Source organism: Nitrospira sp. SG-bin1 (assembly GCA_002083365.1).
GTDB lineage: Bacteria > Nitrospirota > Nitrospiria > Nitrospirales > Nitrospiraceae > Nitrospira_D.
Map to the genome: position 1 here is coordinate 139,932 of LVWS01000045.1, position 22,387 is coordinate 162,318.

Annotated in this window: 17 protein-coding genes; 13 read left to right on the plus strand and 4 right to left on the minus strand. The window is 56.1% G+C overall.

Features of this window, described 5'->3' with window-relative positions; all coding sequences use genetic code 11:
• Positions 1-105 precede the first annotated feature (105 nt).
• From A4E19_10495 to A4E19_10535, 9 genes are all read left to right on the plus strand, one after another.
• Positions 106-1,368, plus strand: coding sequence for a histidine--tRNA ligase (locus A4E19_10495; GenBank protein OQW30353.1), 1,263 nt, complete (start codon positions 106-108; stop codon positions 1,366-1,368).
• 424 nt (positions 1,369-1,792) lie between these two features.
• Entirely contained in the window at positions 1,793-2,134 is a 342-nt protein-coding gene (locus tag A4E19_10500; protein ID OQW30327.1) for a hypothetical protein, read from the plus strand.
• A gap of 5 nt (positions 2,135-2,139) precedes the next feature.
• Positions 2,140-2,349 carry a hypothetical protein gene (locus A4E19_10505; protein ID OQW30328.1) on the plus strand — a complete coding sequence of 70 codons (210 nt, stop codon included), beginning with the start codon at positions 2,140-2,142 and terminating at the stop codon, positions 2,347-2,349.
• A 331-nt stretch (positions 2,350-2,680) separates the two neighbouring features.
• Complete coding sequence (locus A4E19_10510) at positions 2,681-4,024, plus strand: chromosomal replication initiation protein DnaA (GenBank protein OQW30329.1); 1,344 nt, start codon at positions 2,681-2,683, stop codon at positions 4,022-4,024.
• 23 nt (positions 4,025-4,047) lie between these two features.
• A complete protein-coding gene (locus A4E19_10515) occupies positions 4,048-5,175 on the plus strand; it encodes a hypothetical protein (protein OQW30330.1) in 1,128 nt (375 codons plus the stop codon).
• A gap of 176 nt (positions 5,176-5,351) precedes the next feature.
• Positions 5,352-7,820, plus strand: coding sequence for a DNA gyrase subunit B (locus A4E19_10520; GenBank protein ID OQW30331.1), 2,469 nt, complete (start codon positions 5,352-5,354; stop codon positions 7,818-7,820).
• A gap of 77 nt (positions 7,821-7,897) precedes the next feature.
• Positions 7,898-10,375 carry a DNA gyrase subunit A gene (locus A4E19_10525; protein OQW30332.1) on the plus strand — a complete coding sequence of 826 codons (2,478 nt, stop codon included), beginning with the start codon at positions 7,898-7,900 and terminating at the stop codon, positions 10,373-10,375.
• Between the two features lie 25 nt (positions 10,376-10,400).
• A complete protein-coding gene (locus tag A4E19_10530; GenBank protein OQW30333.1) occupies positions 10,401-11,012 on the plus strand; it encodes a hypothetical protein in 612 nt (203 codons plus the stop codon).
• Positions 11,013-11,494: 482 nt separating this feature from the next.
• Positions 11,495-11,968, plus strand: coding sequence for an SsrA-binding protein (locus A4E19_10535; protein OQW30334.1), 474 nt, complete (start codon positions 11,495-11,497; stop codon positions 11,966-11,968).
• Between the two features lie 1,292 nt (positions 11,969-13,260).
• Here A4E19_10535 and A4E19_10540 read toward each other — a convergent pair.
• The 4 genes from A4E19_10540 to A4E19_10555 are packed head-to-tail and all read right to left on the minus strand — an operon-like array spanning position 13,261 to position 16,490.
• Positions 13,261-14,697: a hypothetical protein gene (locus A4E19_10540; protein ID OQW30335.1), complete on the minus strand. Its 1,437-nt coding sequence runs from the start codon at positions 14,695-14,697 to the stop codon at positions 13,261-13,263.
• A complete protein-coding gene (locus A4E19_10545) occupies positions 14,694-15,377 on the minus strand; it encodes a DNA-binding response regulator (protein OQW30336.1) in 684 nt (227 codons plus the stop codon). Before A4E19_10545 ends, A4E19_10540 begins: the two co-directional genes overlap by 4 nt.
• A 55-nt stretch (positions 15,378-15,432) precedes the next feature.
• Complete coding sequence (locus A4E19_10550; GenBank protein OQW30337.1) at positions 15,433-16,053, minus strand: hypothetical protein; 621 nt, start codon at positions 16,051-16,053, stop codon at positions 15,433-15,435.
• Complete coding sequence (locus A4E19_10555; GenBank protein OQW30338.1) at positions 16,050-16,490, minus strand: ferredoxin:thioredoxin reductase; 441 nt, start codon at positions 16,488-16,490, stop codon at positions 16,050-16,052. The genes A4E19_10550 and A4E19_10555 overlap by 4 nt, the downstream gene beginning before the upstream one ends.
• A 93-nt stretch (positions 16,491-16,583) precedes the next feature.
• Between A4E19_10555 and A4E19_10560 the strand changes: the two genes are divergently transcribed.
• The 4 genes from A4E19_10560 (at position 16,584) to A4E19_10575 (ending at position 22,380) form a co-directional block, all read left to right on the plus strand.
• A complete protein-coding gene (locus tag A4E19_10560) occupies positions 16,584-19,580 on the plus strand; it encodes a hypothetical protein (GenBank protein OQW30339.1) in 2,997 nt (998 codons plus the stop codon).
• Between the two features lie 11 nt (positions 19,581-19,591).
• On the plus strand, positions 19,592-19,999 hold the full coding sequence (locus A4E19_10565) for a hypothetical protein (protein ID OQW30340.1): 408 nt from the start codon (positions 19,592-19,594) through the stop codon (positions 19,997-19,999).
• Positions 20,000-20,074: 75 nt separating this feature from the next.
• On the plus strand, positions 20,075-21,013 hold the full coding sequence (locus tag A4E19_10570) for a malate dehydrogenase (GenBank protein OQW30354.1): 939 nt from the start codon (positions 20,075-20,077) through the stop codon (positions 21,011-21,013).
• A 182-nt stretch (positions 21,014-21,195) separates the two neighbouring features.
• Positions 21,196-22,380 carry a hypothetical protein gene (locus tag A4E19_10575; protein OQW30341.1) on the plus strand — a complete coding sequence of 395 codons (1,185 nt, stop codon included), beginning with the start codon at positions 21,196-21,198 and terminating at the stop codon, positions 22,378-22,380.
• The last annotated feature ends 7 nt before the right edge of the window (positions 22,381-22,387 follow it).

Here is a 22,387-nt window from a genome sequence, read left to right on the forward strand (position 1 = left end):
TCCGTTGACTTGCTCCAGAAAGCGCCGCTATAGTCCCTTCGACCGCGCGGCGGTGCAGGAATTCCTCTAATCCCTGATCTAACACCATCGCATCAGCTCATGACCATGATCAAGGGCATCAAAGGCGTCAAGGATCTGTTACCGGAAGAATCACCCCGGTGGCGGTTCATCGAAGAATCCGCCAGGCGGTGGTCCACCCGGTATGGATTTCAAGAAATTCGCATTCCGATCTTTGAAGTGACCACGCTGTTTGCGAGGAGCATCGGCGCGTCGACCGATATTGTCGAGAAAGAAATGTACACGTTCCAAGACCGGGACGGTACGTCGTTGACTCTTCGCCCGGAGGGGACCGCAGGGACGGTTCGAGCCTACATCGAGCACAACCGTGCTGCGATTCCGGTCCCTCAAAAATATTTTTACTCCGGGCCGATGTTTCGCCACGAGCGGCCTCAAGCCGGACGCCTCAGGCAATTTCATCAGTTCGGCGTCGAGTCCCTCGGTATGGCCGATCCTCGAGCCGATATCGAGGTCATCGCCCTCCTCTGGCGCATCCTCTCTCACCTCGCGCTGCCTGGACTCACGTTGGAGATTAACAATCTGGGTTATGCCGCCGATCGGGATAGCTATCGGCCTCATCTCGTCGCGTACCTTCGACAACACGAGCCCGGTCTTTGTCCAAATTGTCGCTACCGGATCGCCACAAACCCGCTACGAGTTCTCGACTGTAAGGTCCCGGAATGCCGCATGATTACTGAGATGGCTCCTCGACTCGCTGACTCGCTTGCCGAGCCGGCTCGTGCTTACTTTGCCCAAGTCTTAGCCGGTCTCGACGTCATTAAAGTACCCTATTCCTTGAACCATCGCCTCGTTCGAGGCCTGGATTACTATAACCTCACCACCTTCGAAGTGACCGCCACGAACCTGGGTGCACAGAACGCAGTCGGCGCGGGAGGGAGGTATGACGGACTCGTAGAAACTCTTGGAGGGCCGACCACTCCCGCCGTCGGTTTTGCGATAGGTCTCGAAAGAATAGCGATGTTGCTGCCGGAATCCGTGCCTCTCCAGTCACTGGAAGAGGTGACGGTCTATGTCGCGGGATTCGGTGGTCAGGGTGCTGCGGCCGGTCTCACGGCTCTTGAAGAGCTTCGTCTCTCCGGAATCCATGCAGTCTCCGATTTTCGATCCGCAACGCTGAAGGCACACCTTCGGCAAGCCGATCGACTCGGCTGTCGCTTTACATTAATCCTCGGAGATGATGAGGCGGCAAAAGGATCCGCTATGCTCCGCGATATGGAAACTAAGGCTCAATATAACGTTGATTTGTCCATCCTCGCACTCCGCGTACGGTCCTTCATGCCCCCTTCGTAACTCATAGTTTTTCAGATTGACTTCCCTTGGAAAACTCCGTAATCTATCTCTATATTCTGAATCATAACCTATTAGAATTATAAGTTTATTCCTGTGGATTCTAAGAAAATTGGATTCCTTCTAGCTCTTCCTCCATCGCATACAAGTGCCGCGACAGTTCACGGGTTAGCCCAGGCTGCCCTTCGCGCCGGACATGAGGTTTACGTGTACTTGATAGATGAAGGTGTGAAGAACATCCATAGTGACCAATACCGGGCATTGGCTCAGACCGGAGGTCGCGTTTTTGCCTGTGCATATGGTTGCCAGCAACATCACGTTCCAACGGATACTATCGATCCAAAAATGTCCCTCTGTGGGTTGGTCGTCCTCTCCGGCTTGATCGACGCATGCGACAAGTTTTTGTCTTTTACGTAATCTTCCGACTATGGCAAAAAATATCGCCGTCGTTATTCAAGAAGACCCTCGCAACACCCACAGACCTGTCGAAGCATTACGTATCGCCCTTGGCCTTGCGGCAGGATCGCATAAGACCACAGTTGTTCTCCTCGGTGAAGCTCCTCGCCTTCTTTCTGAAGAGACTGATGATATCATCGATGTCGATATCCTGGAAAAGTATCTTCCGTCTATTGCCCAACTCGACATCCCCTTCCTTCTGGAAGACAAGTCGGACCAGATACTACTTCGGAATGAATTTTCTGTGAGGAGAGAAGAAGCGAACGCTCTGAACTCCTTTATTCGTTCAATGGACTGTGCCCTCGTTTTTTGAACCAGATGGTTTATCTTATTCGGTCTCCCGTTCATGCGCTGCACCGTGCGCTTTTCTCTGAAGACACTTCTGAAGTGGTTGTGTCTCTTGAAGCACAGCTTTCCGGAGAAGTAGTGCGGGGTATGCATAAGCTCGGGGTGAAAGCCGGGGATAAGTTGTCCTATAGCGACGTGATAGATATTTTACTGAAGGCCGAGAAGATTTTAACTCTATGACTCCGATATCTCTCTCTTAAAGAAAACTAGTAGGAGTGGTAGTAGTAATAAGCAAGTGAATTAGGGTGATAACTTATATAGTTTTGATTTTATTAATAAAAACGAATAATAGAGGGACGGATAACATTGGGGACTGCTTCTCGATGGAAGAGTGGCAAACTGTGAAGCGCTTGTGAATGGGAGAGGAGAGGCCGTCGTAATGGGCGCTCGCAACTCGACAGAAACTGGTCCGTCGTGGTATGCACCCTCAGCTTCCCACACAAATTACGGCGGTAAGAAGGTATTTATCCACAGGTGTGAATAAGCCTGTGTATAGGGATTTGAGTAGATTATGAGTCTCGAAACTATCTGGCAGGAGGTTCTGCAATATATCCAAGGGAAGGTGCCGAAACAGGTGTATGACACGTGGTTCATACCGGTGCATTTGGAACGGATAGAGAATTCTACGGCGCATATTGGAGTTCCGAATAAATTTTTTGGGGAATGGTTGGATACGCACTATGGCCCTCTTCTGGCAGAGGCTATGGCTACGGCCCGTGGCGGCGGGCAAGTGGCAGTTGCGTTTACAGTCAGTGAAAAAGGTGTGACACAGCAAGTCGAGTCCCACCCTCAGGTAACTGCGCCCCGTGGAGGAACGCAGACGAAGCCGCGGCGTGGGATTCAGCTGAACCCCAAATACACGTTCAAGAACTTCGTCGTGGGGGCCGGGAATCAGTTCGCCCATGCAGCGTGCATGGCGGTGGCGGAACAGCCCGGGCAAACATACAACCCGCTCTTCATTTACGGAGGAGTGGGACTCGGGAAAACGCATCTTCTCAACGCCATAGGCAACCATGTGGGCGAAAAAAGCGATCTTAGGATTGCGTATCTGACGACCGAACAATTTACCAACGAAGTGATCAACTCGATTCGCTATGACAAGATGATGGATCTCCGGAAGCGTTACCGGCACATCGATATGCTGATGATCGATGATATTCAGTTTCTGGTGGGAAAAGAACGCACTCAAGAAGAATTCTTTCATACTTTCAATGCTTTATATGAAGGCCATAAGCAGATTGTGCTCTCCAGTGATCGTTTTCCCAAGGACATGCCGGATATCGAGGAGCGTTTGAGATCACGCTTTGAATGGGGGCTCATCGCGGACTTGCAACCTCCGGATGTGGAGACACGCATCGCCATCCTGAGAAAGAAATCAGAGGATGAAGGGGTGAAACTGCCCGAGGACGTCATCCAATTTTTGTCGACCACGATGAAGAGTAATATCCGCGAGCTCGAGGGCAGTCTGGTTCGCTTGGGTGCCTATGCGTCGTTGACCGGACAGGTGATTTCCCTTGAGCTGGCCAAGAGCGTTCTCCGTGATGTCATCGGGGATAAGAAAAAGATCGTTGCAATGGATGATATTCAAGAAGCCGTCTGTACGCAGTTCCACGTCAAGATGACGGAACTGAAATCGCGCCGTCGTAGCAAGACGCTTGTGCACCCTCGCCAGATCGCGATGTATTTGTGCCGGGAGCTGACCGACGCGTCGTATCCGGAAATAGGACGCCAATTCGGCGGTAAGGACCACACGACCATCATTCACGCCTGTCGCCAAGTCGCGAAGGCCAGGGAGACGGACACGGTCCTGCAAACGACGATTGAAGCGTTGAAAGAGCAGATTCTTCGCAGTTAAGGGCTTTGACGGGAGAATTCTCCATGAAAATACGCATTGGTCGGGATGAGTTATTGACGGGACTGCAAAGGGTCCAGGGTGTCGTCGAGAAACGGAACACGATGCCGATTCTGTCGAACATCCTCTTGGAAGCCAAGCAGGACGGCGTGGAAATCGTGGCGACGGACCTCGAGATCGGCATGCGCGGCCTGTACAAGGGGACCGTGCTGTCGACCGGCGGGGTCACCATTTCGGCGAGGAAGCTGTTCGAAATCGTCAAAGAACTACCGACCGGTGACATTGAACTCACGGCGAGCGACAACAACTGGACCACTATTCAAGCTGGAAAGAGCCAGTTCAAGGTCGTGGGCCTCCCCAGCGGCGAATATCCCGCGTTGCCGACGATCGAACGAGAGGGATTGATTCCCCTCGCGGGAGAAGGACTGCTGGAGTTGATCCGGAAGACGCTCTTTGCCGCCGGGGATAACGATGCCCGGTATATCTTGAACGGCCTTCTGGTTACCCTGGTGGCGACGGACAAGAAAACCACTCTTCGCCTCGTCGGCACGGACGGCCATCGTTTGGCGGTGGCGGAGCAGGAAGTCGGCCAGGCGGGCAGCAAAGGACTGCCGCAGGAAATGAAAGCGATCATCCCGAAGAAAGCTGCGCATGAAATCCGTCATCTCTTGGAGGAAGGGGGAGATGCCGAGCCGCTCATCGGTTTTTCCAAGAACCTTATGATCTTCCGTAAGAGTGGGTTACTGTTGACGTCGCGGTTGATGGAAGGCAACTACCCCAATTACCAACAGGTCATTCCAAAAGAAAGCGGGAAGAAGATCACCGTGAACCGCAATGAGATGGAAAGCGCGCTGCGCCGTGTATCGGTGCTGTCCAAGGATAAAGCCAGCGCCGTAAAGGTTTCCTTCGTACCGGGCAAGATGACCCTGTTCTCCAGCAGTCCGGACTACGGGGAAGCCACCGAAGAATTGCCGGCCCGATATGACGGAGAGAGCCTGAACACGGGATTCAATGCTCGATATCTCCTGGATGTCTTCAGTGTGATGGACGGGGAAACCATCTCGCTTCAGATGGAAACGCCGCTGAGTCCCTGTCTGATCCAGGAGCCTGAAAGTCCGGGATTCAGGTGCGTGGTCATGCCCGTGAAGATTTAGCGGGGAGACTGAAAGGGTCCGCCTGCATTGTGTCGCAACGGCGGAGACGTGACGTCCCCCTGCGTAGGTCTCGCCTCTGGCTGTAACTCGGCGGGACATCTTTTGGAATACGCTTCCGATGTATCATAAGGCCGGACGATTCGACGTGTGCACTTCAACGGACTCTTAGGAAACGGATGACCACAGACGATTCTTCCCGACCCAAGTCAGACAGCTACAGCGCCGATCAGATCAAAGTCCTCGAAGGCCTCGATGCCGTGCGAAAGCGCCCGGCGATGTACATCGGGAGCACCGGCGTCGACGGACTTCATCATTTGGTCTATGAAGTCGTCGACAATAGCGTCGACGAACACATGGCCGGCTTCGGCGAGGCGATCGAGGTCATGATCCATATCGATGGGAGTGTGACGGTCATCGACAATGGACGGGGTATTCCCACCGGCATGCATCCCACGCAAAAGAAGTCCGCCGCCGAAGTAGCCCTGACCGTCCTTCATGCGGGCGGCAAGTTCGAGCAGGGAGCCTACACCGTCTCCGGCGGCTTGCACGGGGTCGGTATCTCCGTTGTGAACGCCTTGTCGGAATGGCTTGAGCTGGAGATTTGGCAGGACGGCCAAGTGTTCGAACAACGATATGAACGGGGCAAGCCCGATGCACCTCTCAATGCGACAGGCAAGACAAAACGCCGAGGGACCAAGGTTCGGTTCAAACCGGACGGCCAGATCTTCGAGACGCTGGAATTCAGCTTCGACGTCCTGGCCCAGCGGCTCCGGGAGCTCGCCTTTCTCAATAAAGGCTTGGCCATCACCCTTCGAGATGAGCGCAAGGAACCGGCGAAAGAGCAAGTGTTCTTGTACAAGGGCGGCATCGTGTCGTTCGTCGAGCATCTCAACGAAGCCAAAACGCCGTTACACAAGCCGATCTATGTCAAGGTCGAAAAGCCCGAAATGATCCTTGAAGTGGCGCTCCAGTACAACGACAGTTACGCGGAGAACCTGTTTTCATTCGCGAACAACATCAACACCAAGGAAGGCGGCACGCATTTGGTCGGGTTCAAAGCCGCCCTCACCAGGACGATCAACAATTATGCCAATGCCAATGATCTGCTCAAGAAAGAAACCGAATCGCTGACCGGAGACGATGTGCGGGAAGGGCTCACGGCGGTCGTCAGCGTCAAGGTGCGCAATCCGCAGTTCGAGGGTCAGACGAAAGCCAAGCTCGGAAACAGCGAGGTCAAAGGTGTTGTCGAGGCCGCCGTCAACGAGGCCTTGGGAAATTATTTCGAGGAAAATCCTCCGGTGGCTCGAAAGATCATCGGCAAAGCCGTCGACGCCGCCCGTGCGAGGGAAGCGGCTCGGAAAGCCAAGGATTTGATCCGGCGCAAGAGCGCGCTCGATGGTGGCTCGCTTCCCGGAAAGTTGGCCGATTGTTCTGAAAAAGATCCGGCCTTGAGCGAACTCTACATCGTGGAAGGTGATTCGGCGGGCGGATCCGCGAAGCAAGGGCGTGATCGAAAGTTTCAGGCGATTTTGCCGCTTAAAGGGAAGATCTTGAACGTCGAGAAGGCACGGTTCGACAAGATGCTCTCCAGCGATGAGATCAGGACGCTCATCATGGCACTGGGCACCGGCATCGGTCGCAAGCGAGAAGAGAGCGACAAGACGGAGAAAGATACGTTCGATATCGCCAAGGCTCGTTACCACAAAATCATCCTCATGACCGACGCCGATGTGGACGGCAGCCATATCAGAACCTTGCTCTTGACGTTCTTTTTCCGGCAGATGCCTGAGTTGATCGAACGGGGCTATGTCTACATCGCTCAGCCTCCGTTATTCAAAGTCAAAAAGGGCAAGACCGAGCGATACCTCAAAGACGAAGGGGCGCTGAACGAATACCTGGCCGATTTGGCGGTCGAGGATGTCGAACTGTACATGGAAGGGGTTCAAGACTATGTGACCGGACGCCGGCTGCTGCCAATCCTCAAAAAAATGATCGCCTTCGAAACGTTGCTCGGCCGGTTCAACAAGAAATCACACGAAGCCGTGATGCTGCGGGCCTTTGTCGATGAACCCGGGCTGGATCGCGACCTGCTCAAGGATCGTGCGGCGCTCCAACGATCGATCGAAAACATCGGGCGGTCGCTCGCCGTCGCCTTACCGAAAGTGACGGCGCTCTTCGACGTAGTGGATGACGAAGAACATCAGTCGAACAAGGTGGTCTGTCGGCTACACATGAACGGGGTCACTCATGAATTGGACGTCACCCATGACCTCGTCGGTTCGGCGGACTTCCGTGAACTGCAGAAACTAACTCCGTCCGCTATTGGACTAGGGCGCCCCCCCTACAAACTCAAAGCCAAGGGACAAGAAAGTTTCCATCGAGCGACCGATGAGTTGGTGAAGGCGATCTTGGACATGGGGAAGCAGGGGCTCGGCATCCAGCGCTACAAAGGGCTGGGCGAGATGAACCCGGGACAGCTCTGGGAAACGACCATGAATCCCGAGGTGAGGACGCTCTTGAGAGTGACGCTCGAAGATCTCACCGGCGTCGATGAAATCTTTACGATCTTGATGGGCGATGAGGTCGAACCGCGGCGCAACTTCATTCAAACCCATGCCCTTGAGGTAAGGAATCTTGACGTATAGCGTGGCATCGGCCAACTCAACCGTGGAGCCTGGGTTGATCGGCCGATTGACGAATGGCAGTGGACGAGGAGTTCGGAATGCCCTTTGACGAGCGTTTGGGCCACATCGCGATCGAAGATGAGATGAAGTCGTCGTACCTCGATTACGCGATGAGCGTGATCGTAGGTCGCGCGCTGCCCGACGTCCGCGACGGACTCAAGCCGGTCCATCGCCGTATCTTGTTCGGCATGAACGAAATGGGCCTCGCCTCCAATCGGGCCTACCGCAAGTCGGCCAAGATCGTGGGCGAGATCATGGGCAACTATCACCCCCACGGTGATACGGCCATTTACGACACCCTCGTACGGATGGCGCAGGACTTCAACATGCGTTATCCCCTCGTCGACGGTCAGGGAAATTATGGGTCGATGGACGGCGATTCAGCGGCCGCCATGCGCTACACTGAAGCGCGCATGACCAAACTTGCCGAGGAGATGCTGGCCGACATCGACAAGGAAACAGTTGATTTCGGCCCGAACTACGACGAATCGAGGCAGGAACCGCTGGTGTTGCCGACGAGGGTGCCCAATCTCCTCATTAACGGAGCGGGGGGCATCGCGGTTGGTTATGCCACGAATATACCGACGCACAACATTGCTGAGATCATCGATGGGTTGCTCCTGCTGTTGGATAGTCCGGATGTCACGATCGCCCAGCTGATGAAGAAGATCCCCGGGCCTGATTTCCCCACGGCCGGGTTCATTTACGGCATGAGCGGGATCAAGGAAGCCTACGAGACCGGCCGGGGACTCTTGACGTTGCGGGCGAAAGTGGTCGTGGAGACCGATGAACGCACCGATCGCGAACGGCTGATCGTGACGGAGATTCCCTATCAAGTCAACAAAGTGTCATTGATCAAGAAGATTGCCGAGTTGGTTCAGGATGACCGGATCAAAGGCATCTCCGACCTGCGGGACGAATCATCGGATCGCGAAGGGGTCCGAGTGGTCATCGAGCTGAAGCGAGGCGAGATCCCGCTGGTGGTGCTGAACAATCTGTACAAGCACACGCCGCTTGAAACCACCTTCGGAGTCATCATGCTGGCGCTGGTGAACAATCGTCCGGAGATTCTGAACCTCAAGCAGATTCTCCATCATTTTCTCGAGCATCGACGGGAAGTCGTGGTGCGACGGACGGCCTTCGAACTCCGAAAAGCGGAGGAGCGGGCGCATATCCTCGAAGGACTCAAGATCGCGCTCGACAATTTGGATGCCGTCATCACGCTCATCAGGGGATCGCAATCCCCCGATGAGGCCCGAGCCGGATTGATGCGGCAGTTCGGCCTGACCGAGATACAGGCCAACGCCATCCTCGACATGCGACTTCAGCGCTTGACACAGCTGGAACGCACCAAGCTCATCGAGGAATACCAGGAAGTGCTCAAGCAGATTGAATATCTGAAATCCGTGCTCGCCAGCGAAGCTCTGGTCCGGACCATCATCAAAGACGAGCTGACCGAAATACGCGAGGCCTACAAGGACGAGCGGCGGACGCAAATCGTCAAAGAAGAAGCGGAGATCAGTCTGGAAGACCTGATCGCAGCGGAAGAAGTGGTCGTGACCATTTCCCACGCCGGCTACATCAAACGCAATGCCGTGTCCCTCTATCGCGCCCAGCGACGCGGGGGAAAGGGCAAGATCGGCATGGGAATCAAGGAGGAAGACTTCGTCGAAAACCTCTTCACCGCCTCCACCCATGATTCACTGCTTTTTTTCACCGATGCCGGCAAGGTCTATTGGTTGAAAGTCCATGAGATACCGGAGGCGAGTCGGGCGGCGAAGGGCAAAGCCCTTGTGAATCTGCTTGCTCTGTCAGGAAGCGAAAAAGTCACGGCCACGCTGCCGGTGAAAGAATTCCGAGACGACCGCTATATCGTGATGGGCACCAAGAAGGGCATCATCAAAAAGACGGAACTCTCCGCATTCAGCAATCCACGGCAAGGCGGGATCATTGCGTTGGGACTCGAGGGCGGCGATAAACTGATCGGAGTTCAACTGACCGATGGCCAACGGGAGATTCTCCTTGGGACTAGGCAGGGCATCACCATTCGATTCAAAGAAGAAGAAGTGAGGCCGATGGGTCGGACCGCGTATGGCGTGAAAGGGATCACGCTTGAAGAAGGAAACGAAGTCATCGGCATGGAAACCATTACCCCCGATTCCACCACTTCGATCTTGACTGTCACGGAAGGCGGCTACGGCAAACGAACACCCGTTGGCGAATATCGTATTCAGGGTCGTGGCGGGAAGGGCATCATCAGCGTCAAGACGACCGAGCGCAATGGACTGGCCATCGGTTTTCTCCAAGTACGCGACGGCGACGAAATCATGTTGATCGCCGCGCAAGGGAAGGTGCTTCGTTGCAAGGTGGAGGACATCCGTGAAATCGGCCGCAATACCCAAGGCGTGCGCATTCTGGACCTGGACGGCGAAGGAGACCGAGTCGTAGGTGTCGCCAGGCTCGCGGAAGCGGTCGAACGGGAGGACGCGGGATCGGAAGAACCCCCCGAGGCCTAACCGCACCGAGCCGCGCGGTTGTTCCATGCACGAGCAGGTACCGACGTCCATCCCTCCCGGCGGTCCCAAGACCAAGAAGCCGCTTGATATCGTCGTGAAGTTCGCGCTGGCCGTCTTTGCAGGATCCTTCGCCTTGATTTGGGGCGGCATGTATCTGAGCCGTCCCGATCGATCAATTCCTCCCTATACGGTCGGCGCGCAATCAGGCCACGTCGTCACAACGGACGTTCCCCGCGGGACGACCGATGAGGAGATTGAATCGCTGGTAAGGCGTTTCCGAAAGGTCGGCCACCAAACACACGATTTCGCCCGCATGAAGATCTATCCCACGACTCCGGGGGATCCCAGTGGTCCGTACAGCCAGATCCTGATTTACGTGTTTGACGACCATGGGTGGACCGATCCGGAAGTCTTGGAGAAGTATGTGGCCGGAGATGAGGCGGTCGTCAAGGGGTATGAACGATCCATGCGCGGATACTATCGCTTGCGGGATCAGGATGAAGAAGGAGGGTTGGGGCCCATCTTGAAGACTGGTCAAGTTTCCAGCGACACCAGGATCCTCTTTAAAGGACGCGTGACGGATCCTTTACCGGTGGAGGCGGAGTCTGGACGAGGTAAGCCGATATCACCTTTCTGAAGTGCTCGCGTAGCGCGGAATCCTGGATGGCCGTGGTATGTAAGACCACTTCGGCCCAAGATTCATTGGTCTGAGGGGATCGGACGTCCGCATCGGGACTCACCGGGGAGGAGTTCGTATCGTCAGGAATCTCTCCGACGCGAAACGCGATGTCGGTTACAAACCCTGCTCCTGCCTCAGCCTGCAGCTTCGCCAAAAGCGCCGGTTTGAGGAATGCCAGCTGTTGCAGCCAGACGGAGTTCCTGACGACGAGGTACAGCTTTTTGAAGCGAATCTGGGTCGGCCTGGTGTGGGAAGCCATGGGCTCGCCCACAATGTCGCGCCACCGATGCTGTAAACGAAGTTCCACCAGTCTGGATTCGAGACCGAGCCGCTTGGAGAGCCCTGAGAGGATGCTGCCGAAGGAATTGAATGTACCCTGGGCGGCCATGTGCCATCATAGGCGGTAGCGGAGACCGAGATCAAGGCGCCGGAGTCGAATCATGGCTAAAGAAACGGAGGATCAGGGGAAGGTGGTGGCCACCAATCGCAAGGCTTATCACGATTATTTTATCGAAGAAAAGTTCGAGGCCGGGATCGTGCTCAAAGGTACCGAGGTGAAATCACTCCGGGACAGACGAGTAAACTTGCAGGACAGTTATGCGGGCGTCAAAGAGGGCGAGGTCTTTCTCTACCATTGCCACATCAGTCCCTATAGTCACGGCAACATTATGAACCATGATCCGGTCAGGACCCGCAAACTGCTCCTGCATCGCAAGGAAATCAACAAGCTCCTGGGGAAAACCCAGCAAAAGGGCCTCACTCTGATCCCGCTTCGGATCTATTTTTCAGAACGAGGTCAAGCCAAGGTCGAGCTGGGGTTAGCCAAAGGAAAGAAACAGCATGATCGCAGAGAATCGATCAAGGCTCGGGAAGCCGGTAGAGAAGTGGAGCGGGCAATCAAAGAACGGAAGTAGGACGGGAGTTCGTTGTCTGTGTCAGTTGACGGTCGAAAATTCATCCTTCGTTCGGCATTTCCCGAACCAGTAGAGAGCAAGGGTACCGCGCCGTGTTGCCGTCCGTTGTTGGCACCGGCCTACACGGCGCGTAGTGAGATCCTTCAAAAGCCCTAGTCTCCACGGCCTCTCCCTTCTCATCAAGAAAGAAGACGGATCCACTCTCTCACTCCCACTGCCGCTACTAGTCACGATCCAGGTACACTGCTTTATACATCGCTCCAAAAACAGCCGTCAGTGCGAGCAACGCAAAAAATATCGTCATCATGACCCCTTCACCTCCTTCTACCTTTCATATGCTGCTAATGATAGCGTTCCAAAATGAATGCTGGATGATGAAATTATGAAGATATCTTCATCGTCCATGGCTCTCAGGGTTCGTGCTACTTCAATCGACTTTCGATCGGCGCCACGGTTTAGATCGGACAGTCGGGAGGTCGCTACCCTGTAGCGGCGTGTCAACGGGTACGCGTCCTCCGCGTTCCAAGAGGATCAGCCCACGCGATCGACTTAGACTCACCTCATCTACTGGCAAGCTGCAGCATGGTGTACAACACACCGAATATGGCAGCTAGTAAGAATACTTCGATAAAGGAAATCATGTCGCTCACCCCCCTTTCACTTTCTTAAAGTACCTACGTTACCTACGCCTTTAAGATGAAGCCTCCATGAGGGGATGGTGAAGAATTCTTCATGGTAACCAGCTTCTCTCAGAATAAACGGGTATCTACTTTCGTCAATGGGTATTTGAAGAAAGACGTGATCACCAGACAATGAACTGGTGTCGAAACTCGTTACAGCATTGATGCGACGTACTCTCCTGAGTGCCCACCGACTCAACGTGGCGCAAATTCGGGACGCCCAGGTATGAAGGAGACTCTGCAACATGTCGCTACTTGGTCGGTTGTAAGGGACACTATCCGTCCTCGAGCCGCGACTCTGTCGCGGACTGTTTTTCCACCAGAGTGCGCGCGCCAACAATAATTGTGGGTCCTAGGCCTGCAATGACGTACGGAAAACACACCATTGACGCAGGGATGATAGTTGCCCTGTGCAATACCTTCTTCATTCAAGCCGTTTGAGAACAAACGTGTCGTAATGTGAGTGTACTGGGCACACATGGACGGGCATGAAGACATTGTGAAAATATTCCATCTCATCACTCGGGCCCGGGTGATGTCCAGTCCGTCGGAACTGTGGTTGCTCACTATCGTGCGCGGAAGGAATGAACGGGGCTGCCGCCGAAGATCGTGCTAGGCTGGGACCGTTTGTTGAGCGAGAGCCGGCAAACGTAAAGTGAAGACGGAGCCTTTATTGACCTCACTGGTGACCGAAATACTCCCGCCATGGGCGTCCATGATTTCTTTCACGATGGGTAGCCCTAGCCCGGTGCCGGCGGAATCTTTGGCGCGGGCCCAATCGGTCCGGTAGAATCGCTCGAACAGATGGGGAATACTCTCCGGCTCGATACCATGCCCGGTGTCCTCGACCGCCACGGTGACCTCATGACCGACGGTTTGCAGGCGGACGGTGACGGCTCCACCGGACGGGGTGTAGCGCAACGCATTATCGAGCAAATTGATCAATGCTTGTTTCAACCACTGTGCGTCGCCAAGTACCGAGGGGACCGGCTGGGATTCGAACCGCAAGGTAATCTGACGGTCATCAGCCAAGAGAATCAACTCATCCACGAGCTCTTGGATTAAGGGTTCCAAGGCAAGCGGCACGAGATTGACGGGAGGCTTGCTGCTGGTAAATTTCGCGAGGGTCAACAACGGGCGGGTCAAAGCAATAAGCCGGTCGACCTGCTGGAGATTATTGAGCAGCACTTCGTGATACTCTCCTGGGGTCCTCGCTTTCATGAGCGCCACCTCGAGGGTCCCCTGCAGGATGGTCAGGGGCGTTTTCATTTCATGGGCGGCGATCTCACAAAAATTGCGTTGGACCTCACTGCCTCGCTGAAACTGATCCAACACGGAATTGACGGCTTGGGTGAGGCGTCGGAATTCTCGATAGGGTGAATCCACCGCTAGTCGTTTCCCAAGGTCGGCCTCCGACATGGTCTCGGCGCCCGTACACAATGCGTCGATTGGGGCCAGCACTTTTCTGGCCAACCAGAGGCTGCCGACCCAGGCCAAGATTAGAGTGGCTCCGGATCCGAGGGCGAGCAGAAACACCAGACCATGCAACGTTTCTTGGTAATGGAGCAAGGAGGTTTCCGCCTGCAAGATGTACTGCACGTGGTTTTTGCCGACGAGGAAAAGAAATAGGTGTCGCGCAGGAGTTCCATCGGGGGCGTCGAGTGTCTCGAACAGAATGTTCTTCAGGCGGACCTGTTCCAGCACACGCGTGGAAAGTGACATGTGTGCTGTCGCGTGAGGACTTCTCCACAAGAGCGAGCCATCGGGTGAAAAGACGCGAAGGGCATGGGTCACGTCTGGCAGGACGTGCGGCTCCGTCGCGCTTTGGGTCAATTCGTTGGTTGGGGCGCTATCCTTCCTGTCGCTTTTGAAGAGATCAGGCTGCCGTTCGACGAACTCAGCCAGCGTCTCCGCCAACACGAGGAGTCGTCCGTCCACGAAACGTTGCAAGAGGATCTCGCTGGCGGCGTACACGAGCGCGGAAAACACCAGGAGCCCCGCCATCAAGACAAAGGCGGACCAAGTGATCAAGCTGCGCAGAGACTTCATGCCGATGATTCTGGTTCTTCGAGCATGTATCCGGCCCCGCGTACCGTGGCGATCAACGGCGGTGAAAAATCCCGGTCGATCTTCGCGCGCAAGGCCCGAATATGGGCGTCGACGATGTTCGTCATGGGATCATAGCTGATGTCCCACACATGTTCGATGATCGCCGTTCGCGTGAGGACACGATTCTTGTTCCGCAAGAGGAACTCCAGCAGTGCGTATTCTTTGTTCGTCAGGGAGATTTCCTGTCCGGCCCGCCAGACGCGGTGGGAAGCGGGGTCCAACCTCAAGTCCGCCGCCTGCAGGTGGGCGAGTTGCTGAGCACTGCCCCGGCGCAGCAGGGCCCGGATCCGGGCCAAGAGTTCCGAGAAGGCGAACGGTTTCGCCAAAAACTGATCCGCGCCCGTGTCAAAACCCGATACCTTGGTCTCCACTGTATTGCGCGCGGTCAACAGCAGAATCGGAGTCATGATTCCCTTGTCGCGCACACGGCGGCAGAGCGTGAGGCCGTCCAGCTTGGGCAGCATGATATCGAGAATCACGAGATCGTACGGATTGTCCGATGCCAACGCCAACCCTTCTTCGCCGTCGGCTGCGACGTCCACCGCGTAGTGCTCTTCTTTCAATCCTTTCCGGATGAACTGAGCCAGATCCACGTCGTCTTCCACCAACAGTATGCGCATGCCGTTCCATCCTCCCTGTCGAAGCATCCCGGCCGACAAAGCAGGAAAGTGTGAATCAACAGAAGGTGCCCTTGCAATCGGTCAACACAAGGTTTGTGGCTTTCTCCTCGGCTTCCAACTCGATGGTCAACCAAGCCATTCCGGCCGCGTGCTCCTCCTTGTGAGGCCCGTTGCCCCCTCCTTCGAGGAAGCTGACAATATAATAACGGCCGGCGGGAACTTTCGTGAACCAAAAATGGCCTGTCGGATTTGCCCGAGTGGTGCGGAGATAGGGCTGGAACCGCTTGTCGGTCAGAAGTTGAGCCAGGATGTGCCGCATGCAGTCTGCGGGTGAAACGGCAAGTGTGGAGTGCTCCGACGGTGAACTCTCATGTTTTGAGGAACAAGCGTTCACACGTATGTTTCGATCGAACCAATGGCGTGTATAGGTAACCGTCGGAATCATGTAGATGGAGACCCCCGCTTGCGTAAAGGCTTTTCCAGACGGAGCACTCAGAAACACTTGTCCGGCGGCCGCTGCGTGACCTCTGGGTTTGTATGAGAAGAGTTCTTTCTCGTTGAACTGGGGCGGGTTCGAAGGGCTCGGCTCGGCGGCCATCGCTTGCGGATAGAACAAGCTACCGCCCAGCAGAACACCAGCAAACCAGCCGAGAAGCCTGAGAGGATGCCCCATCATGTCGAGGAAACCGGCACGGTCGAGGACTCGTCGGCGACCGTAGGAGAGTGGGTCGCCTTGTGTTTAAGGGCACGACCCTTGTCCGGCGTCGGATCGGAAACCACCCCGTATACTTCACGACCCTCATGGCCCTCCGGCAAATACTCCGTGATCGGCATGCCGTCTTCACGCACGAAGAGCAGACAGTGGCAGTACTTGTAGATCTGCATTTCGTCGCAGGCGCAGATCCAGCGCCGGAGCTTGGCTTCGGCCGCCTTATCTTTGTAGAAGTTGCACGGACAAAGCGGTTTCCCGAGTTCGTCGATGTGGGACGCGAGCCCTTTGACGACCGCCTCGGTCACGGCCCTGTTGGGATGCATCGCCGTTCCGCTTTTTTCGGCGAAACCTTCTACGAACTTCCAAATCTTATCGAGACTCTCCTGCGTCGGTTCAGCCATGGACCTCCTCCGGGCAACGATGGGCGGAGCCTCTAGTTTACAAGGGTAATTCGCTGCTTTACAATCCGTCCCTTCGGACGATCGGAAACAATCATGACAGAAGAATCAATCCGACGGACATTGCTGGACCGGCTGGCCCACGAATTAGGGGTTCAAGAGGCCGAGCAGCTCGCAGCCCATGTGTGTCAGGCCACGGCAAGGCCGGACGAGGAGGCGCGTCTCCTGTCGTTGCTTGACGAGCTCCAAGAGTTATCCTTGAAAGTCTTCCGTGCGGCGATCGAAGCTCTTCCTGAGCTCGATCGGCGCGGCGCGCTCTCGGAGGTCATATTGTGGCTCGATCTTGGAATCGCGATCACTCAATCTTCCGGAGCGTCCGCGCTCAAATATTTTAAGAATAGCCCCTTGGTCCTTGGATTGATCGAACGGCCTGATGCGCGCATCGAGGTGCTGACGATCGGCCTGGACATCGCCGAACAAGATCCGAACGTGGCCTTGGAATATATCCAACAGGCGCTCCAGATCCTATCTGAAGTTCCTTCAGAGCAATTGCGACCGTGGCTGGATATTGGCACTGAACTGACCCAGATCGACGTGGTCGTCGGGCTCGAATTCATCCGACAGATCTCAGCGCTTGCCCGCGTGCTCCCAGTGGAAAGTGTGAGGGACTGGGCGACCTTGGGAATGAAATTGATCGTACCGAACAGTCTGGGAAAGCCGGACTATGTAGCGACGATCGAGTTTCTGAGAACAAGCCCGGCGATGTTGGGAGAAATCAGGGAAGCGTCCGTTCGAGGGAAAGTGGTGTCTCTGTGCTCGGTGCTGGCCGGGCAATCGGCCGAGGCGGCTTTGGCCTGGCTTTCGGAGTCGGCCGATCGTTTGCGTGCAATGCCTTCCCTGGACTGGCAGATCAAAGTATTGCAGTACGGCTCCCTGCTTGCCGAGAAGAGCGCGGAAGTCACCCTGGAGTATCTCCGTCGAGTTCCGGAACTCGTCCAACTGATCGGGGACAGTCCTGAGGCTCCGGCAAAGTTCGAGAATTGGTTCGGGACCGGCATGGAAGTGTTGGCATACAGTCCGGACGGCGCACGCGCTTATTTTGCGGCGGAGTCTCAGAGAGCGCTGACGTCGGTCGAGGAGGCCTTGAGCGGGGTGTCGTTTCGACAGGTCGCCCGAAGGTTGAAACTGTTTGTTCAGGGACTTTGCGGAACCGAAGTCACTGTGGCAGCCCTTCCGGATTCCGTGACATCTCCAGCCCGTGCGACGGTCACCCAGGACGGTCGAAGCATTTCGTTGCCGGCGCTGCTCCGTCGGTATCCAACGGCTGCGGAAAACGAGCGTCTTTATCTTGTGATGGCGGCGCACGAGGCCGGACACTTGGAGTTCGGTACCTATCGCCTCCGGCTCGAATCTCTCACGGATTTGATTGAAACCGTACGTGGGCGGTATGGGCGATCGCCGCAAGCTACGGCCGATACCCTGGCGGCGCTGTTTCAGCTTTACCCGAACCCCTTACTGGTGCGAGATCTTTGGGTGGTGCTGGAGGATGCGCGCGTGGAATTCCTGCTTCAAGCCGAGTACCCCGGTCTTCACAAGGATCTGGCGCGGTTGGCGGCTGAATCCATCGGCCCCCGCGATCCTGCTCGAGGGGTGACCCCCAAGGAATTGGTCGTCGATTGCCTTCTCAGGCTCTCCACGGGGGAATCGCCTGATTCCGCAGTTCCCAAGGCGGTCAGGGAGGAAGTGTCGATTCTCTGGAGTCTCTGTCAGTCCGTTCTGACGACGACAGCCACGGCGGAAGATACGGTGCGTCGGGTCGATGCGGTCTATGTTCGACTGGAGGAACTGCTGGCGGCTCGCGGTGAAATGATTCTTGCGGAACCGCTCGAAGAACCGAAAGAACCGGAAACGACACCCATGCGACCGGACCAGCGGGGCGACGACTACCGTGCCATGGCCGACGTGATCCATCGGGGCTCGATGAATGCGGAATTCATTTCAAGGAGTCAGGAACCGCTGGAACCGAAGGAGCAATATCCGGCACAATCGGACGGCACGGTGACTCGGAATGTCTTGAGCGGTACGCAGGCGTCCAAAGACAGAAACATGGTCAGTCAAGAACGTTCACTGTTGTCCGTCGTTGAGGAACGTTTGACGCGTGATACCGATGTGCAATCGTTGCAAGAGCCGAAGGCCCATGAAGGGCGAGCCGTCCTTTACCCTGAGTGGGACTATCGAATTGAAGATTACCGGATGGATTGGTGCCGTGTGATGGAACAGCCGGCGGATTGGGGATCAGACGAGTTCGTCACGGCGACCTTGGCCGGCCAGCAGAGTACCGTCAAGTCGCTGCGCCGGTTTTTTGAAGGGTTGCGACCTCCGGCTTTCCGGCGCGTCGCGGGCCAAGTCGACGGAGAAGAAGTGGACCTTGATGCCCTCATCCGAAGAATAGGTGAGCAGCGGGCCGGGATGGAAGGCGGCGATCGTTTGTATGTCAGGCGCGAAAAAAAAGAGCGGAATGTCGCGGTAGCCTTCCTGGTCGATATCAGCGGCTCCACGAGCCGAGAACTCGGAGACCGTCGGCGGGTGATCGATATTGAGAAGGCGGGTTTGGTGCTGCTCTGTGAGGCTCTGGATGCCGTCGGCGATCAGTATGGACTCTACGCCTACTCCGGCCAAGGACGAGCGAACGTCGATTTTTTGACGATCAAGGACTTTGACGATCGCCTGGGTCCGTCAACCGCTCATCGGTTGGGCGGGCTCGTTCCGCGTCATCAGAACCGCGACGGGGCGGCGATCCGCCATGCGACCGCCAAGTTGCTGACGCGCGAAGCGAAGAACCGCATCCTCGTGTTGCTGAGCGACGGACGTCCCTTGGACGACCAGTACAAGGACGACTATTCCTTGGAAGATACGAAAATGGCTCTCCGTGAGGCAAGACAACGGGGGGTCGAGACGTTCTGTGTCACCATCGATCGGGAGGCCGAGCAATATCTACGCCGCATGTACGCCGATGCCCAGTATTGCGTCATCGACCGCATTGAAGCACTCCCGACGAAGTTGCCCGGAATCTACAAGCAATTGACGGCATAAGAATTCAAGACATGACACACTCGATCGGTAAGCCGACGATCCCCGCCTGGTTATACAAGCTCTTCACGGGGCACCAATATCCGTATGTCCGCCGATTAGCCAAGTTCGGACAAACGGTGAAACCGGGTGAAGACCGTCCGGAACCGACGAAGGAAATGATCGAAGCTAAATTCTGGGAAGTCTATCCACGTTGTCGGGTGAAGGTGTTGCAGGAAGTCAAAGAAGGGATGATCGTGGTCTTTCATGACCTGGGAGAGTATCCTCCCGGGGGTTTTCAGGAACTCGTCGACAATCCGGAGGAGTTTTTGGCAAAAACATTCGGCAAGAAGAAAATCAAAGTTAATTTCTATGACGAAGATAATTTCGTCTGTACGATCAACTTCAAGGTTGCGGGCTGGACGGAACACGAACATGCGTGACGGTTACGGCGTGCGGTGTAATAAGGAGATGTTACGCTTCACACCCTACGTTTCACGCTTCACGAGGTGGCAATGATGAAACGGCCGAAAGTCACGGTAGTTGGGGCGGGGAATGTCGGAGGGACGACGGCGCAGCGGTTGGCCGAAAAGAATCTCTACGACGTGGTATTGGTCGATATCGCCCAAGGGGTTCCACAGGGCAAGGCGCTCGATATTTCACAGGCGGGGCCGGTCTGTGGGTACAGCACGCAGGTGGTCGGCACCAACGAGTACATGGAGACCGCGGGATCATCGATTGCGGTGATTACGTCCGGCATTCCACGAAAGCCGGGCATGAGTCGAGACGAGTTGTTGGCGACGAATGCGAAAATCGTGAAATCCGTCGTCAAGGAATTAGTCTCCCGCTCTCCGAACATTATCCTGATCCTTGTCACCAATCCATTGGATGCCATGGTGCATGTCGCGCGTTCTGTCAGCGGCTTGCCGAAATCCAGGATCCTCGGGATGGCCGGTGTGTTGGATTCGGCGAGAATGCGCACGTTCATTGCCGCAGAACTCAACGTACGGGCCACGGAGGTGCAGGCGATGGTGTTGGGCGGACACGGCGACACGATGGTGCCGCTGCCGCGGTATACCACTGTGAAGGGGAAACCGGTGTCCGAACTCATGTCAAAGGAAAAGCTGGACGCCATCGTCAAGCGAACGAGGGAAGGCGGAGCCGAAATCGTGGGCCTCTTGAAAACAGGGAGTGCCTTCTATGCTCCGTCCGCTTCAGCAGTGGCGATGGTCGAGTCGATCCATAAGGACGAGAAACAGGTGATGCCTTGTGCGGTGTTGTGTGAGGGAGAATACGGACTCAAAGACGTCGTCGTCGGGGTTCCAGTGATAATCGGGCGAGCAGGGGCCGAGCAGATTCTGGAGTATGAACTCACCAGTGACGAACGGGCGGCGTTGGCAACGTCGGCCAATGCGGTACGAGAACTCTGTCGCACCGTTGATCGACTTATGACATAGAAGAACTTTCGCCGTCAGCGCTCATGGCCACCGCGACTAGCCTCCTCTCATGACCGGGTTCGGCACATCACTGACGTCGAGCCACAGGTCGGGTGATGTAATCTTCTCTGTGTAAAAGACGAAGGGTGTAAGCTGGGTTGCTGTCGAAGGCGAACCCATTCCACTAAAGGAGGCTTACACCCATGACGACGCTAGCACCATGGACCGAGCAGTGGCAACACTTGCAGCGGGATATTCGGGACCAGTTCTGGGGCGATTTAGCCCGACACACGCGGCAGAGCTGGCAAAACTTCTTAGGCCGGCTGTCCATCGAAGCCCGGGATCGGTATCTCGGGGTGCGCGAGTATGAACGGAGTCTGGAGCGGCCGGATACCCGCAACGGCTTCTACGAACGAGATTTCGGGACGCGCCTGGGGACCCTCCGCGTGCGGGTGGCCCGGACGCGGCAGCAGACCTTCTTGCCCAGCGGTCTCACGCGCTTGGCGCGCCGAGCGGACGAGATCCTGTTGTTGATCCGGGAAGCGTTCCTTCGGGGGTTGAGCACACGGGCCGTGGGGCGGGTGGTGGCCTTGCTCACAGAGGACCCCGTGAGTGCCCAGACCGTCTCGCGGCTCACGCGGGACTTGGACCACGCGGTGGCGCAGTTTCATCAGGCGCCCCTGACCGATGACTGGCGGTATCTGTTTCTGGATGGGGTCAGCTTGCGGGTGCGGCGACCAGGCGGACGCAAGCGGGTGCAGCTACTCGTCGCCTATGGCATCCGGGTCGATGGGACGCGGCAGTTGCTGGCCTTCACCCGGAGTACCGGTGAGAGCCAGGCGGCGTGGGAGGGCCTCTTACAGGATCTCTATCGGCGCGGCCTCGAAGGCCGCCAGCTCCAACTGATTGTGACTGATGGCTGTGCGGGGTTGGCGGCCGCCCTGCAGACCGTCTATCCCCGGGTGGCCCATCAACGCTGTTGGGTGCATAAGCTCCGCAATCTGTTGAGTGGCGCCCGTCGTCGGGATCACGCCGCGATGAAGGCGGGCGCTCAAGCGATCTATCAGGCAACGAGTCGGGCGGAGGCGGAACACGCCGCTCGAACGTTCGCGCGCCGCTGGCGGGACGCGTATCCATCACTGGTGACGCGGCTGCTCGAAGACCTGCCGGAGTTGCTCGCGTTCTTCCAGTGTCCGCGGCCCCTCTGGCGGAAGCTCCGAACGACCAATATCATTGAACGCTGCTTCGTCGAAGTCCGGCGGCGCACACGACCGATGGTATGCTTTGTCAACGTGCAGAGTGTGGAACGGATTATTTTCTCCATCTTTAACCGGTTTAACTTGGAATGGACTCAGCGCACCCTTCGTCAATTTACACACGCGGCTTGACATCACC